The organism is Phyllobacterium sp. GQ127, from assembly GCF_059758635.1.
Genome location: NZ_JCAXDZ010000005.1, coordinates 119356 through 135038, shown reverse-complemented (window position 1 = coordinate 135038; position 15683 = coordinate 119356). Strand labels below are relative to the sequence as shown.

General features: G+C 52.0%; 13 protein-coding genes. 10 read left to right on the top strand and 3 right to left on the bottom strand.

The window, feature by feature from the left end:
- Positions 1–89: 89 nt before the first annotated feature.
- Positions 90–914 (bottom strand): glycosyltransferase, encoded by an 825-nt coding sequence (locus AC6CHM_RS18345; RefSeq protein ID WP_498173957.1) that lies wholly within the window; start codon positions 912–914, stop codon positions 90–92.
- A complete protein-coding gene (locus tag AC6CHM_RS18340; RefSeq protein WP_498173956.1) occupies positions 914–1912 on the bottom strand; it encodes a glycosyltransferase family 2 protein in 999 nt (332 codons plus the stop codon). Before AC6CHM_RS18340 ends, AC6CHM_RS18345 begins: the two co-directional genes overlap by 1 nt.
- 78 nt (positions 1913–1990) lie before the next feature.
- Between AC6CHM_RS18340 and rfbA the strand changes: the two genes are divergently transcribed.
- The 7 genes from rfbA (at position 1991) to AC6CHM_RS18305 (ending at position 10334) form a co-directional block, all read left to right on the top strand.
- Entirely contained in the window at positions 1991–2869 is an 879-nt protein-coding gene (gene rfbA / locus AC6CHM_RS18335; RefSeq protein WP_115053427.1) for a glucose-1-phosphate thymidylyltransferase RfbA, read from the top strand.
- Positions 2869–3423, top strand: coding sequence for a dTDP-4-dehydrorhamnose 3,5-epimerase (rfbC, locus tag AC6CHM_RS18330; RefSeq protein ID WP_162802525.1), 555 nt, complete (start codon positions 2869–2871; stop codon positions 3421–3423). The genes rfbA and rfbC overlap by 1 nt, the downstream gene beginning before the upstream one ends.
- A 15-nt stretch (positions 3424–3438) precedes the next feature.
- Positions 3439–4512 (top strand): dTDP-glucose 4,6-dehydratase, encoded by a 1074-nt coding sequence (rfbB, locus tag AC6CHM_RS18325; RefSeq protein ID WP_336442187.1) that lies wholly within the window; start codon positions 3439–3441, stop codon positions 4510–4512.
- Positions 4509–5405 carry a dTDP-4-dehydrorhamnose reductase gene (gene rfbD / locus AC6CHM_RS18320; RefSeq protein WP_307275423.1) on the top strand — a complete coding sequence of 299 codons (897 nt, stop codon included), beginning with the start codon at positions 4509–4511 and terminating at the stop codon, positions 5403–5405. Before rfbB ends, rfbD begins: the two co-directional genes overlap by 4 nt.
- Before the next feature lie 237 nt (positions 5406–5642).
- The gene (locus tag AC6CHM_RS18315) at positions 5643–9248 is read left to right on the top strand and encodes a hydantoinase B/oxoprolinase family protein (protein WP_498173955.1); all 3606 of its coding nucleotides are present in this window, start codon (positions 5643–5645) and stop codon (positions 9246–9248) included.
- Positions 9249–9700: 452 nt separating this feature from the next.
- Positions 9701–9952 carry a DUF4167 domain-containing protein gene (locus AC6CHM_RS18310; protein WP_115053423.1) on the top strand — a complete coding sequence of 84 codons (252 nt, stop codon included), beginning with the start codon at positions 9701–9703 and terminating at the stop codon, positions 9950–9952.
- Positions 9953–10004: 52 nt separating this feature from the next.
- The gene (locus tag AC6CHM_RS18305; RefSeq protein WP_336442184.1) at positions 10005–10334 is read left to right on the top strand and encodes a hypothetical protein; all 330 of its coding nucleotides are present in this window, start codon (positions 10005–10007) and stop codon (positions 10332–10334) included.
- Between the two features lie 9 nt (positions 10335–10343).
- On the opposite strand, the gene AC6CHM_RS18300 is transcribed toward AC6CHM_RS18305, so the two are convergent.
- Complete coding sequence (locus AC6CHM_RS18300; protein ID WP_115053421.1) at positions 10344–11009, bottom strand: FCD domain-containing protein; 666 nt, start codon at positions 11007–11009, stop codon at positions 10344–10346.
- A gap of 189 nt (positions 11010–11198) precedes the next feature.
- On the opposite strand from AC6CHM_RS18300, the gene AC6CHM_RS18295 reads away from it, so the two are divergent.
- The 3 genes from AC6CHM_RS18295 to AC6CHM_RS18285 all read left to right on the top strand — a co-directional run bounded on the left by AC6CHM_RS18295 (position 11199) and on the right by AC6CHM_RS18285 (position 15634).
- Entirely contained in the window at positions 11199–12584 is a 1386-nt protein-coding gene (locus AC6CHM_RS18295; protein WP_336442183.1) for a malonyl-CoA decarboxylase, read from the top strand.
- 24 nt (positions 12585–12608) lie between these two features.
- Entirely contained in the window at positions 12609–14135 is a 1527-nt protein-coding gene (locus tag AC6CHM_RS18290) for a malonate--CoA ligase (protein WP_498173954.1), read from the top strand.
- Between the two features lie 146 nt (positions 14136–14281).
- Positions 14282–15634, top strand: a complete 1353-nt coding sequence (locus AC6CHM_RS18285) for an SLC13 family permease (RefSeq protein ID WP_498173953.1) — start codon at positions 14282–14284, stop codon at positions 15632–15634.
- Positions 15635–15683: the final 49 nt, after the last annotated feature.

Below are 15683 nucleotides of genomic sequence, written 5' to 3'. Positions count from 1 at the left end.
CATTCTGTGCAGCGGTGCATCTATCTTCGCTTGGTGTGGCATTTGGGTCATGACGACGCTCCACTCCAATCGGGATTACGGGCGCCGCGCTAAATGAGTTTCAACGGATGCGTGGAGAAAAATATCAACGCAGAGCGAGCGAACTGGCGAATGTGCCACCATCCCTTGCGCGCAGCATTTCCGCCTTCGTGGACAATTCTGACTGTCGGCACATAAGCGATTTCCGCAAATTTTGCCGTTCGCAACGATATATCGAAATCTTCGAAATAGAGCAGATAACGAGAATCGAAACCGCCCAGCTTTTTAAAAACATCGCCACGAAAAAACATGAAACAGCCGCTCACGATGGGAGGGCTCCAAAAAACGACATCACCAATCTGATCGCGCATTTCGTAGCGATTCAAGCGTTTAGCAAATAGCCGTTTGATGGCGCGCGGTGCAAAGCCGCGAAGCAAAAGATCAAACACCGCCGGATAGTTCTTGCAAAGATATTGCCGCGTTCCGTCCGGATTAAACGCTTTTGGCGTCAAGAGCCCGCAATTTTCGTGATCCGTCATGAAGGCAATGGCATTGGCGAGCGCTTCCGGCTCCATTTCGACATCAGGATTGAGGACCAAATGATATTTGCCAACGGCATCTGTGACGATGTTATTTGCACTGCCAAACCCGACATTGCCCTGCCCGCTCATGATCTCAAAAGGCAGGCCCTCCATCGCCTCCAACAGCCAGTCATAGCCAGAGGCCGCCGGGGTATTATCGATCACGAATATCTTGACTTGCGTCAGACCGCTCAATTGAAGCGCATGCCGCAGACTTTGGATGGTTTTCAGGACCGTTTCCTGGTCGGGCTTGAATATGACAATGGCAATGGTCAGTTCATACGTCTCAGCATCGGGATATGCACTCTCGACCATTAACCGACTTTCTTTCCCATTTTCCCCGTTAGACCATGCCAGACACCAAGGGTCATCATTTTTGCATGTTCTGCGCGAGGGGCTGTAATCAGACTGTAGAATACAAATTTTCGTACCAAACGGGCCATATCAACCATTTTCCAATTTAAATGCAGCCATTTTTGGCGATAGAGCCAAATCGCATTTCTGAAATGATAATAATGCCGCAACGGGCTATGCACAGGTATGTGCCTGCCCCGAAAAAGCACCGGGCTATCGCCCAAATCGTGCTTCATATGGGCGTTGCATATGCCATAAGATTGATAGCCCATCTGCTTTGCCCGCAAACCCCATTCAATATCAACATAGTCGATAAAAAGTTCTTCCCGCATTCCGCCTACACTATCGAGGGTCGATAGCGGAATGAGGCAGCCGGAAGCAATGAGATAGTCCACCTCCACTATCGAATCATTCTCCGCACAGATTTGCCGTTCAAGCCGCAGGCCCGTCACTTTGATGAAGGGCGGAGGATTTTTCTGCCGTGGGTCCTCATATCGAGGTCCGACACACGCCACTCGAAGATTTTTCGCCAATTGCGCCTCAGCGGCGTTCAAAAGCCTGGCAACCATATCTCCTGCGGGGATGCTGTCCTGATCAAGCAGAAGCACGTAAGCTGCATCATGGACTCGGGCTTTCGCGATACCGATATTCTGAGCTTTTGCGATTCCAAAATTTTGTCCAAGCTTCTCAATATCCACCATTGGATACAGCGAGGCCAGTCGGTTTTCCAAGTCTTCTCCACTGCCATTGTCGACGATGATCAGCTTCCCAACTTGGGGAATTATTGCCTCAAGCAGGCTCTTCAGGCCATCCAGATCAGGATTATATGTAACGATAATTCCTGTGACAGACCGGTTATCAACCCGCATTTTTAAAAGCTTCCATTTAAAGTTCAACTGACGGGTAGCTAGCAGATAGCGCGTTGCAAGGAAAACCAAAACACTTATGAAGATTGACATGTGTTTCTCTTGCCGCCAAATGTCTGCGACAAATGCAATCGAGTTCCGGTTGTCACGATGGTAATAAGGAAACGTTGAATGAAGGGCATTATTCTGGCAGGCGGAAGTGGTACACGCCTTTATCCATTGACGATTGCCGTCTCCAAGCAAATGTTGCCAATCTATGACAAGCCCATGATTTATTACCCGCTAAGCGTGTTGATGCTTGCGGGTATACGGGAAATTCTCATCATCTCGACGCCGCATGATCTGCCGCTCTTTCAAAAATTATTGGGCGATGGGTCAGATTTTGGCGTCAGCTTCTCTTATGCCGAACAGCCGCAACCAAACGGTTTGGCAGAAGCATTTATTATCGGACGTGAGTTTATCGGCAATGACAGCGTTGCCATGATCCTTGGCGATAATATCTATTTTGGCGATGGTCTGTCGCGGCTTTGTCAGGAAGCCGCCAGCGGTGACAAGGGGGGCACTGTCTTTGCTTACCACGTTGAGGACCCTCAACGATATGGCGTGGTGCAGTTTGAAAAAGCCACAGGGAAAGCACTTTCCATTGAAGAAAAGCCGGTAAAGCCAAAATCGAACTGGGCTGTTACTGGACTCTACTTTTACGATAATGAAGTGGTCGACATCGCCAGATCTATCAAGCCATCCGAACGAGGCGAGCTTGAGATCACGAGTATCAACAATATCTATCTGGAACGTGGCGATTTGCGCGTACAGCAATTGGGCAGGGGATATGCCTGGCTCGATACCGGTACGCATGACAGCTTGCACGAGGCATCGTCATTTGTGAGAACGATTGAACATCGGCAGGGCATCAAGATTGCTTGCCCCGAGGAAATAGGGTTGGAATGGGGATGGGTCGACGCCGACCGAGTCCTCGAGAGAGCAGCAAAAATGGGCAAAACGGAATATGCAACCTATCTGCGCCGCAGAGCTGAAGAGGTCGGTAAATAATGATCGAAGTAAAGCCTCTCGCACTTGAAGGTGTTCTGGAAATTCTGCCCAAAAAATTCGGTGATGATCGCGGATTTTTTTCAGAAACGTATAATGCGCAAAGTTTTGCCGAAGCGGGCATTCCCTTGCAATTCGTCCAGGACAACCACTCCTTGTCTGCAGCTAAGGGCGTCTTGCGCGGATTGCATTATCAGCTACCGCCACGCGCTCAAGACAAGCTTGTGCGCGTCGTCAAAGGGTCCATTCTGGATGTGGTAGTAGATATCCGGAAAAGCTCGCCAACCTTCATGAAGTGGCTGTCCTTGGAAGTCTCAGCAAAGAAGTGGAACCAGATATTGGTGCCCAAGGGATTTGCACATGGCTTTGTGACACTCGAAGAAAATACCGAGGTGGTCTACAAGGTTACGGATTACTATTCTCCCGAACATGATAGGTCGCTACGATTTGACGATCCGTCAATTGGCGTGGCATGGCCTTTCGAAAAATCCGTCCTACAACTGTCCGATAAAGATCGAAACGCCCCTGTGCTCGATGGCGCTGATATTTTCCCTTAAGGAGCAATTTGGTTCATGAATATTCTTGTTACCGGCGGCGCCGGCTTTATTGGTTCTGCAGTTTGCAGACAACTGGCGGCCAATCCGCAAAACCGGGTCGTGAATGTTGACAAGCTAACCTATGCTGGAAATCTTGCATCGCTACGACAGATCGAGAATTACCCAAATTACAGCTTTATCCAGGCGGATATATGCGATGATGCAACAATTCTGGGTATTTTACGCGACGAGAAAATAGATGCGATCATGCATCTCGCCGCTGAAAGCCATGTCGATCGATCTATTGATGGACCAGCCGCCTTTATTGAGACAAATATTGTCGGCACGTTCCGCATGCTCAATGCAGCGCTGACCTATTGGCGCGAATTGTCGGAGCCAGCCAAATCTGCGTTTCGGTTCCACCATATTTCCACCGATGAGGTCTTTGGCGACCTGCCTTTTGACAGCGGGATCTTTACGGAAGAAACGCCCTACGCACCTTCTTCGCCCTACTCGGCATCAAAGGCTGCATCAGACCATTTGGTCCGCGCTTGGCATGAGACCTATGGCCTGCCGGTCGTTCTATCCAATTGTTCAAACAATTACGGTCCGTTCCATTTTCCGGAAAAGCTGATCCCGCTGGTGATCCTCAACGCCTTGGACGGTAAGTCGCTCCCGATTTATGGCACAGGAGCAAATGTCCGCGATTGGCTTTATGTCGAAGACCATGCGCGCGCGCTCGAACTCGTCGTCACAAAGGGCAAACCGGGCGAGAGCTACAACATCGGAGGCCGAGCCGAACAAACGAATTTGAGCGTTGTTGAAACGATCTGCGATATACTTGACAAGAAGCGGCCGCGTGCCAATGGCGGGCGATACAGGGACCTGATCAGTTTTGTCAGCGACCGGCCGGGCCATGACCGTCGTTATGCCATCGATGCATCAAAGATCGAGCGGGAGCTCGGCTGGACCCCGTCAGAAACGTTCCAGTCAGGCTTGGAACGCACCATTCAATGGTATCTGGACAATGATTGGTGGTGGCAGCCTATTCGCGGCGAACGTTATGCGGGCGAGCGACTCGGTTCTACAACAGCAAAGAGTGCAGTATGAAAATTGTCGTCACAGGGCACGAGGGTCAAGTTGTTCTCAGCCTGATGGAGAGAGCAGCCTTGCATCCCTCCATTGAGCTTGTTGCTCTGGGACGGCCAAAACTCGATCTGGCGCAACCACAAACGATATTTCAGGCAATTGTGGACGCTGCGCCGGATCTCGTTGTTTCTGCCGCCGCTTACACGGCTGTCGATCAGGCGGAAGACGAAGCTGAACTCGCTTCAGTGATCAATACAGCCGGCGCTACCGCTGTTGCGGAGGCGGCAGCACATATCAACGCGCCGATTATTCACCTTTCTACAGATTATGTGTTTTCAGGCGAAGGCAGAGAACCTTACAAAGAAGAAGACCCAACTGGACCAAAAGGCGTTTACGGACAGACCAAACTCAATGGTGAGTTGGGTGTTATCCAAGCAAACAAACGCCATTTTATTTTACGGACCGCATGGGTCTATAGCCCCTTTGGCAAAAACTTCGTCAAGACGATGCTGCGCCTGGCTGAAACACGTGACCAGTTGTCGGTCGTTTCCGATCAATGGGGAAATCCAACCTCAGCGCTGGATATAGCCGATGCAATTTTGCATATGGCAGAGCGGCTTCAAACCGACCCTTCATTTAACAGTTTTGGCGTCTATCATCTGGCTGGTACAGGAAGTACCAACTGGAGCGGTTTTGCTCAAAAAATCTTCGAGTATAGCCGGGCGCGTAACGGACCTTATGCGGATGTGGCCGGCATCGCGACTGCCGATTATCCGACAAAAGCAAAACGGCCTTTGAACTCGCAATTGTCGACTGATCGCTTCTTTGAAACTTTTGGCTGGCGGGCGCCGGAATGGCCGCAATCGCTGGAACATGTTGTCGATAGAATTCTGGCAGACAACAGCCAAGGCTGAATTCGCATTCTTCGCGCCAGCAAATATTGATCTTTAGAGCCGGTTCTGACTGCGCTGACGAGCCAGACCACCAATTCTGCAAGACATTCCCGTTTTTTGCACGCCCATGACTCAGGCCATGGGCGAGTGTCATTGTGCTTGCCTCCAACTTAACAATTTTATATCGTCATTTTATCTATATATTATCAATGTAGTTGTCCGTATTGGCAGCTATGCGTTCGAACAGAGGAAATACACATGAGTAGCTGGGATTTCTGGGTAGATCGTGGCGGCACCTTTACTGACGTGATCGGTCGTGACCCGGCAGGAACGCTGCATGCCAAAAAGGTTCTTTCCGAAAATCCGGCAGCTTATAGCGATGCAGCGGTGCATGGCATTCGACAGCATCTGGGACTGGAACCAAATGACGCCATTCCGGCGGGGCTTATTGGCGAAGTTCGCATGGGCACCACCGTCGCAACGAATGCCCTGCTGGAGCGCAAAGGCGAGCGTCTGGCACTGGTAACGACCAAAGGTTTCAGAGACGCGTTACGCATCGGCTATCAGGAACGCAAAAATATCTTTGCAACCGAAATCATCAAGGCCGAAGCGCTGTATGACCAGGTTTTGGAGATCGATGAGCGCGTGCTTGCCGATGGAACGATCGAAGTTCCACTCAATATGGATCAAGTCCATAAAGCTTTGAACTTATTGAAGGACGAGGGATATGACGCGCTCGCCATTGCCTTCATGCATGCCTACAAATTCCCAGAACATGAAGCAGCGGTTGCAGCAATTGCGCGGGATATCGGCTTCTCGCAGGTGTCGGTCAGTCACGAAGTCTCGCCCTTGATCAAGCTGGTTGGACGCGGCGATACAACGGTTATCGATGCCTATCTTTCCCCCGTTTTGCGGCGCTACGTGGAACAGGTTTCCAGAGAGCTTGATGTGACCCGTACCGGTGCGCGTGTCATGTTCATGATGTCGTCCGGCGGATTGACTGCTGCCGATATGTTTCAGGGCAAGGATGCCATTCTATCTGGACCCGCAGGCGGCGTTGTGGGCCTTGCCAGAACTGGCATGGAGGCAGGCTTTGGTAATGTCATCGGCTTTGACATGGGCGGCACATCCACCGATGTGGCGCATTATGATGGCATATATGAAAGAGCCTTTGAAACGGAAGTCGCGGGCGTGAGAGTGCGCGCTCCGATGATGCTCATCCACACCGTGGCCGCAGGCGGTGGTTCCATTCTGCACTTCGATAATGGCCGCTTCAGCGTCGGGCCGGATTCGGCAGGTGCCAATCCCGGCCCCGCCTGCTATCGCAATGGCGGCCCGCTGGCAGTCACAGATGCAAATGTCATGGTCGGCAAACTCATCCCTGAATTTTTCCCGCCGATCTTTGGTCCGGGACAAAATGAATCTCTCGATATCGAAGTCGTACGCCGTGGCTTTGTGCAACTTGCTGAGAAGATTGGCGATGGGCGAAGCGTGGAAGACGTGGCAGACGGCTTCATACGGATTGCTGTCGCCAATATGGTAGAGGCGATCAAGAAGATTTCAGTGCAGCGTGGATATGATGTGACACGCTATGCCTTGAGCTGTTTTGGCGGTGCAGGCGGCCAGCATGCCTGCCTTGTTGCCGATGCGCTCGGCATGAAGAGTATTCTTGTGCACCCCATGTCGGGCTTGCTCTCGGCTTATGGGATGGGCCTTGCCGATATAAGAGCGACGCGGCAAAAGGCGTTGGGCATATCATTGGATGAAAATGCCCCTGCCCAACTTGCGGAGATGGGCCGGGAATTGGAAAACGAATGCATTGCGGAGCTTCAGGCACAAGGGATTGCGCGTGATGCGATCACCAGTTTTGTTCGCGCGCATATTCGCTATGCCGGTACGGATACAGTGCTCAGTGTAGAGGCGACTTATCCCGCTTCTGACAACACAACACGGCTGCGTCGGGAATTCGAGATTCTGCACAAACGCCGCTTCGGTTTCGTTGCTGAAAACAAGGCCCTTTTTATTGAGGCTGTTGAGGTTGAAACTGTCGGCGGCGGTAGCGAACAAACTGAAAAGAGTGTCGAACCTCAAGCGACAGGCGAACCCCAAGCGATCAGACATAATCGCATATTCTCGCAAGGCAAAGCCTATGATGCGCCCGTGATCTTGCGTGATGCGATGAAGTCAGGCCAACAGTTGACAGGCCCTGCCATCATCATCGAACCAAACCAGACGATCATCATCGAAGATGGCTGGCAGGCCCAACTGACAGCAAAGAACCATATTGTTCTTAATCGCATCAAAGCATTGCCCAGTCAGGTTGCTATCGGGACAAAGGCAGATCCGGTGATGCTGGAAATATTCAACAATCTGTTCATGTCGATTGCAGAACAGATGGGCGTGACGCTGCAAAACACCGCTTATTCGGTTAATATCAAAGAGCGGCTGGATTTCTCCTGCGCTGTTTTCGATGCGGAAGGCAATCTGGTTGCCAATGCCCCGCATATGCCCGTGCATCTGGGCTCAATGGATGCTTCTGTAGCAACAGCAATCCGTGAAAATCCCGTAATCCGTCCAGGCGATGTTTTCCTTATTAACGCGCCCTATAATGGCGGCACGCATCTTCCCGATCTGACGGTGTGCACACCGGTTTTTGAAGATACAGGCAAGACGATCCGTTTCTGGGTAGCAAGCCGCGGACATCATGCCGACATTGGCGGTATCGCGCCGGGCTCCATGTCCCCCTTGGCGACGACGATCGAAGAGGAAGGCGTTTATATCGACAACTTCAAACTTCTGGATCAAGGACGATTCTGCGAAGATGAACTGGCGGAACTCTTGACGGGCGCCAAATATCCCGTGCGCACACTGCTGCAAAACGTCAATGACCTGAAGGCCCAGGTGGCAGCCAATGAAAAGGGCGTGGCCGAACTTCGCAAAATGATCGCCCATTTCGGCGAAGACGTCGTTGAGGCCTATATGGGCCATGTGCAAGACAATGCTGCGGAAAGTGTTCGCCGCGTCCTGGACCAGCTTCAGGATGGCAAATTCACCTATGAGATGGATCAAGGATGCAGCATTGTCGTCAGCATCTCTGTCGACAAATCAGCGCGTGAAGTAACTGTCGATTTTACAGGCACCTCAAACCAGAGGGCTGACAATTTCAACGCCCCCCGCCCTGTTACACGCGCTGCTGTGCTTTATGTTTTCCGCACGCTTGTACAAAGCAACATTCCCATGAATGCCGGATGCCTGCGCCCGATCCGTATCATTGTTCCAGACGGCACAATGCTCTCGCCTGAATACCCTGCTGCGGTTGTTGCAGGCAATGTAGAGGTCAGCCAAGCCGTAACGAATTGCCTGTTTGGTGCTGTGGGCGCGCAAGCAGCAGCGCAAGGCACAATGAACAACCTTACTTTTGGCAATGACGAATACCAGTATTACGAAACCATATGTTCCGGCGCGCCGGCTGGGCCCGGTTACAATGGTGCGGATGCAATTCACACCCACATGACAAATTCGCGCCTGACAGATCCGGAAATTCTGGAAACCCGCTTCCCTGTTGTGCTTGAGGATTTTCACATCCGTGCAGATTCAGGCGGCAAAGGAAAATGGTCTGCGGGCAATGGCACAAAACGGACCATTCGAGCGCAAAGAAAACTGGATTTTGCGATACTTTCCGGACACCGGCGCATTGCGCCCTTTGGCCTGAATGGCGGTGAACCCGGCCAGCTTGGTGCCAATGCCGTGCGCCGGAATAATGGGCAGATCGAAATGCTTGGCGGTTGCGCTCATACGGTCCTTGAGGCGGGAGAGGCTTTCATTGTCACGACGCCGACCGGCGGCGGGTTTGGAAAGAAGTAAGGCGGGACGCGCCTGACAATACTCCAGCGGCGCGTTCGCTGGAGCGTCCTCTTGATAAATTTTCAGCAGCCCCCATATATGTTTCGTCGACCCGATTAACCGGGCAATACCGCAGCTCAACGGAGCGCGGGTAACTTCCAGGATCGCTGATGGCCATTGTCATCCTTAATGGCGATCCGGAATATTCACATCGGCATATTTCAACAAACAAAGCTGCGGAGTTTTTCTGCGTGGCCAATGGATTAAAATGCACATCATTATCGAAAAACATGACAAGTCATCCGTATATAAACGGCCGGACATTTATCGAAACTCTATAAAATCAAAATCGCCGGACCATCAATACGAGCGTCAATCATCGGGATTTACCCGGGAAGAGCTCCGCCGGATTGTCGCCGAGCAGATCGATTGATCGCTCGGTTGGCGAAAAAACCAGACAATACCAATCAGGAGTGGGCCGCAAACGGCTCAGCAATAAAATCGACAAGAACTCAACCAAATCACCGGGCAAGCGCCGTTCGCAGGTGCCTCTCCCCCGCAACCAAAGCTCCCATAATCAAAGCCCAAAGCTGAGTTATGAAAGCTATCTCAGCCAGGCTCAGGCCGCGGCGCGCTCGGGAAATCTCGTGGACGCAGAGAATTTTTATCAGCACGCGGAACATTATTTTCGGATTCTCAAAAATCACGCGCATCCGTCTCATTAAGGTCATGGCTTTATGCCATGGTAGCTAAAGAAAAGTTTTGAAGGAAAATCCAATGACTCACATTGAATACAGACTTCACGCTTTCGACCTCGCCAGCAGGCGGGGATTTGCCGATGGCAATATGTTCGGCCATCTCTTGCAGGAAAAGCTGGGCAAGTTCGCGCCAGACAAGCGCGCCGTACTGGTCGAATGCGTCAAGCGGTACTTGATTCCCGCAATCCCCCGCCGACTGATCACAACGCTGTCTCGAACGCATAACCCAATTCGGATCGCCGATACGGAGACTGTCGATGACGTTGAGGATATTACAGTTGCGATTCCTGAAGAACTGGTGCTGAAGGTTGCAGCTGAACTTTCGGCAAAATCGGGTTCTGAAGCTTAACGCCTCAAACTATTGCCGTTCCGCGCCACGTTGAGCAAGTGTTGCAACAAGATCGCTGAAACGATCGCCCTGCACGGCAATATGCTGACGTAGAAGGTTGCGCGCGACTTCCGGCTCGCCCGACAAGATCGCCTCCACGATAGCTGAGTGCTCACTAAAGGAAGTCTTCATGCGGTTACGAACCCGCAACTGCAGACGGCGATAGGGACGCAGACGGCGATGAAGCGCCGTGCATTGCTCAATCAGAAAACCGCTATGACTGGCCGCGTAAACGGCGTGATGAAAAAGCTCATTGTCGTAGTAATAGGTATCGCTGTCTTCTGCATTGGCTGATCGTTCGCATTTGGCATGAGCGGCCAGCAATTCCTCGCGATCCGCATCCGTGTGACGACGTGCGGCGAGAGACCCTGCCATACCTTCCAGTTCCGCCATAACCTCGAACATTTCGTAAATGCGGTGGGGCGCAGGATCAATGACAACAGCGCCGCGGCGTGCCCTGATCTCAATCAAACCAATGGCGCTCAACTGCATCAACGCCTCCCGCACGGGAGTTCTGGATACGCCAAAACGCTTGGCCAGTTGCATTTCATCCAGCCTCTCACCCGGCGAGTACTGGTTGGTTACAATTCCATTTTCGATCTCATCTCTTAGCCCCTGCACAATGTTCTCGGCCATACCTGCCCCTTAAAATGCAACAATTGCTATCTTGTATACAAAAACATTGACATCTCATACAAGATCGATAGGTTTATATATAACACCGCGCAAATGAGATGAAAATAAACGATCTTCATCGCCAAGGATGGCAACGCAAATGCGATCATCTGAGTTGCAACAGGACAAATCCGATCAATGGAAATTCCAATGAGTGGCACATCCTTTTTTAGCGACATGCTGCAAACCATAACCGATCGGGGTCGCAAATTATTGTCCTTTGGACCCCGCACGCCATTAATTTCCGGATCGTCCAATATTGATCGTCTCTGCGAATTGCTTCTCACAAGCCGGGGTGAAGCCTCGGGCATGGCACTGGCCGCGCAAATTCTCCAACATTGGTCACGACTGGATGAAAAGGGGCAGCGCGATTTCATGCTGCTGCTTTTCGAAAAGTTCGGCCCGGATGAAACGAAGCTCGACGCGGCAATTCAAACCTACCAAACAGACCGCACGCCACGCGCTGTGCTGGAATTGCATCAGGCCGCCGAGCCTCGCAGACAAGAGCTGATACGCCGTCTCAATCTCGCGCCTAATGGTATTTCCACACTCGTCAACATGCGCGAATGCCTGCTGGCCCTCAAGGTCAAAACTCCCGAACTAGAGGCAGTCGACGCCGATTTTTCCCATCTATTCGCGTCATGGTTTAATCGTGGCTTCCTGATTTTGCGGCCCATTGATTGGTCAACGCCTGCCCACATCCTTGAGAAAATCATCCGTTATGAAGCGGTGCACGAGATCGGCGACTGGGATGAACTGCGTCGACGCCTGGCTCCTGCCGATCGCAGATGTTTTGCGTTCTTTCACCCGCAACTTTCCGATGATCCTTTGATCTTCGTCGAAGTAGCTCTGACAAAGACCATCCCTGAGGCGATATCTGACGTTCTTGATGAAACGCGCGCACCTATCCCGGCGCAGGATGCGAAAACCGCTGTTTTCTATTCCATATCCAATTGTCAGGTTGGATTGCGGGGAATTTCCTTCGGGAATTTCCTGATCAAGCAGGTGGTTGAAGATTTACGCCGCGACTTCCCGAACCTTGACACCTTTGTCACCCTCTCGCCAGTGCCGGGATTTGCAAACTGGCTGTCAAAGGAAAAACAATCCGAGCACTCCGAATTACTGACGACCGAAGATAAAAAAGCCCTTGAGATACTGGACGAGCCAGGCTGGGCGAATGACCCAGCGCTTGAAACAGCTGCCAAAGAGATTTTGCTGCCACTTGCGGCACGGTATTTCTTAAACGCCAAGACGCCAGATGGGCGGCCTCTCGACCCTGTGTCGCGTTTTCATCTTGGCAATGGCGCACGGCTGGAACGAATAAACTTCCTGGCTGACCGCTCTGATCGGGCAATGCGACAAGCATACGGACTCATGGTCAATTATCTCTACAAGCTTGATGATATTGAAGCCAATCACGAGGCATTTGCCCAGCGCAATGAGATTGTATCAGCACCGCCCATACGCAAACTGCTGCGCCACGACAAACCGGCAAAGAATTCCGCTCCAGCCAAAAGTGGCACAAATCCAAAATGAACAAGCCAGCAAGGAACTGAGTGCATGAGCAATCATCTATTCGATGCCATACGCGGAACGATCACAAGCGAAGACGCTATTTTCATTGAAACGGAAAATGGCCGGTGTTGGACGTATGGCGATATGCTGTTGTGGTCTGGAAAGATTGCCGGTGCCATTGATACGCTTGGTGTGCGTCCCGGTGACCGGGTTGCTGTTCAGGTGGAGAAGAGCGCCGAAGCCTTGATGCTCTATCTGGCCTGCATTCGCTGCGGCGCGGTCTATTTGCCGCTCAACACCGCTTATACATTGGCGGAATTGGACTATTTCATCGGTGATGCGGAACCTCGCCTCGTCGTCGTTTCACCCAAAGCCGCCGACGGGATAGCCGCGATTACTTCAAAATATGATGCACTGGTCGAAACGCTTGATGAAAACGGCAAGGGCTCGCTGATTGAGCTTGCAAAAGATGAACCGGAAGACTTCATCGATGCAACAAGAGGCCCCGACGATCTCGCCGCTATTCTCTACACATCCGGCACCACAGGACGCTCCAAGGGTGCGATGCTGACCCATGATAATTTGCTGTCGAATGCTCTGGCCTTGCGCGCGTTCTGGCGCTTTACACCACAGGACCGGCTAATCCACGCATTGCCCATTTTTCACACACACGGGCTCTTTGTTGCCACCAACGTTACCCTCACTTCCGGCGCATCAATGTTCCTGCTGCCAAAATTCGACCCGGCGCAAGTCCTGTCCCTGATGCCCCGCGCCACAACCATGATGGGCGTTCCAACCTTTTATGTTCGGCTGCTGCAAAATGAAGGATTGACCCGCGACGCGGTAGCCGGCATGCGACTTTTCATTTCCGGTTCTGCCCCGCTTTTGGCTGACACGCATCGCGCCTTTCAGGAACGAACGGGTCAAGCCATCCTTGAGCGTTATGGAATGACTGAGACAAATATGAACACGTCAAATCCCTATGATGGGAAGAGGATAGCCGGAACCGTTGGCTTCCCGCTCCCGGGCGTGAGCATAAGGGTTACCGATCCGGAAACTGGAGTGCCGCTTGGCCAGGATGAGACGGGCATGATCGAAGTCAAAGGCCCCAATGTCTTTAAAGGCTATTGGCGCATGCCCGAAAAGACCAAGTCAGAATTCCGCGATGATGGTTTCTTCATCACGGGCGATTTGGGCAAGATCGATCCTGAGGGATATGTTCATATTGTTGGCCGCGGCAAAGATCTCGTGATTTCGGGCGGATATAATATCTATCCAAAGGAGGTCGAGAGCGAGATTGATATGCTTCCCGGCGTCGTTGAAAGCGCGGTTATCGGCATAGCTCATCCAGACTTCGGCGAAGGTGTAACGGCCATTGTCGTCAAACGCGCGAACGCCACGATTGACGAGCAAACAATCTTTGATGCCCTGAAGGATCGCCTTGCCCGTTACAAGCAGCCAAAGCAGATCATCTTTGTCGAGGATCTACCGCGCAATACCATGGGCAAAGTGCAAAAGAATATTCTGCGCGAGCAATATCGCGATCTCTATGCAGCTCGGACCAATGCCTGAGTGACCTAGTTATTTTATGCAATTCCGCCTGGAAAACCGCTGAAACTTTTCCGGGAATTGACTCAAAGGCGTCGGGGGGAGCTCACGCCAAAACAACGATGAAAATATGGCTCACCAGCGGTGCGTCATAGAGGGAGGATATTGCTGTGAGCATTGAGATTCTATCTATTCTTGTCCTGGTCGGGATGTTCGTTATTGCAACGATATTGCCGATCAATATGGGCGCGCTGGCCTTTGCCGCCGCATTTATCGTCGGCTCGCTGATCATGGGGATGACTCCCAATGACATCTTTGCCGGCTTTCCGAGCGATTTGTTTCTCACGCTTGTGGGCATCACCTATCTGTTTGCCATTGCCCAGAACAACGGAACCATAGATTGGCTGGTCGAGCAGGCCGTCCGCATGGTGCGTGGACATATGGCGCTGATACCGTGGGTGATGTTCCTGGTCGCTGCGATCATCACCGGGTTTGGAGCACTCGGACCGGCGGCGGTAGCCATTCTTGCGCCAGTCGCTTTGCGCTTTGCCACACAATACCGCATCAGTCCGGTCATGATGGGATTGATGGTCATTCATGGCGCGCAGGGTGGTGGGTTCTCCCCCATCAGCGTCTATGGCGGCATAACTAATCAGATCGTTGAAAAGGCTGGCTTGCCCTATGGTCCAACCTCGTTGTTCCTGTCCAGCCTGTTTTTCAACCTGGCGATTGCCGTTGTCGTCTTCTTTGTCTTTGGTGGTTGGAAAAGCCTGCGTGAACATGCAACGGCTACAGGTCCAGATCCTGATACACATACAGCCGGCGTATCACGCGCCATTGTTGGCCATGGCGGCACGCCTGCTTCTCCTGCCTATCACCGCAGTGATGTTTCGCCTTCCGGTGCACATATTCCGTCAAGCGAAGGCCTCACAAGCGAGCGCCTTATGACACTGGTGGGTCTGACAGCTCTCGCCATCGGCGCTCTTGTCTTCAAATTCAATGTTGGACTGGTCGCAATGACTGTGGCGGTTGCCTTGGCTCTGTTATCACCGAAGACGCAAAAAGCTGCGATTGATAAAGTGAGCTGGTCAACGGTGCTGTTGATCGCAGGTATCATCACCTATGTCGGGGTGCTTCAAAAGGCGGGAACGGTGGATTACGTTGCGTCAGGCATTTCGAGCTTAGGCATGCCGCTTCTTGCAGCGCTATTATTGTGCTTTACGGGCGCAATCGTCTCCGCCTTTGCGTCCTCAACAGCCCTGCTTGGCGCCATCATTCCGCTGGCTGTGCCATTTTTGATGCAAGGTCACATCAGCGCCATTGGCGTGGTTGCGGCAATCGCGATCTCGACGACGATTGTGGATACGAGCCCATTTTCAACAAATGGCGCTCTGGTCGTAGCCAATGCTCCAGAGGACGAGCGTGAAAATGTTCTGCGTAAACTTCTGATCTACAGCGCGCTCATTGCCATTATCGGCCCTGTCATCGCCTGGCTCGTTCTCGTCGTTCCTGGCGCTGTGTAACGCGTAATATAATGCTCTATCAGGCCGCAACGGCCTGATAGAGTAATGA

Coding starts and splice junctions, on each gene's coding strand:
- AC6CHM_RS18340 (WP_498173956.1), bottom strand. CDS start 1,912: ATGTCAATCTTCATAAGTGTTTTGGTTTTCCTTGCAACGCGCTATCTG.
- AC6CHM_RS18295 (WP_336442183.1), top strand. CDS start 11,199: ATGAGTGGCACATCCTTTTTTAGCGACATGCTGCAAACCATAACCGAT.
- rfbD (WP_307275423.1), top strand. CDS start 4,509: ATGAAAATTGTCGTCACAGGGCACGAGGGTCAAGTTGTTCTCAGCCTG.
- AC6CHM_RS18315 (WP_498173955.1), top strand. CDS start 5,643: ATGAGTAGCTGGGATTTCTGGGTAGATCGTGGCGGCACCTTTACTGAC.
- rfbB (WP_336442187.1), top strand. CDS start 3,439: ATGAATATTCTTGTTACCGGCGGCGCCGGCTTTATTGGTTCTGCAGTT.
- AC6CHM_RS18300 (WP_115053421.1), bottom strand. CDS start 11,009: ATGGCCGAGAACATTGTGCAGGGGCTAAGAGATGAGATCGAAAATGGA.
- AC6CHM_RS18305 (WP_336442184.1), top strand. CDS start 10,005: ATGACTCACATTGAATACAGACTTCACGCTTTCGACCTCGCCAGCAGG.
- rfbA (WP_115053427.1), top strand. CDS start 1,991: ATGAAGGGCATTATTCTGGCAGGCGGAAGTGGTACACGCCTTTATCCA.
- rfbC (WP_162802525.1), top strand. CDS start 2,869: ATGATCGAAGTAAAGCCTCTCGCACTTGAAGGTGTTCTGGAAATTCTG.
- AC6CHM_RS18345 (WP_498173957.1), bottom strand. CDS start 914: ATGGTCGAGAGTGCATATCCCGATGCTGAGACGTATGAACTGACCATT.
- AC6CHM_RS18290 (WP_498173954.1), top strand. CDS start 12,609: ATGAGCAATCATCTATTCGATGCCATACGCGGAACGATCACAAGCGAA.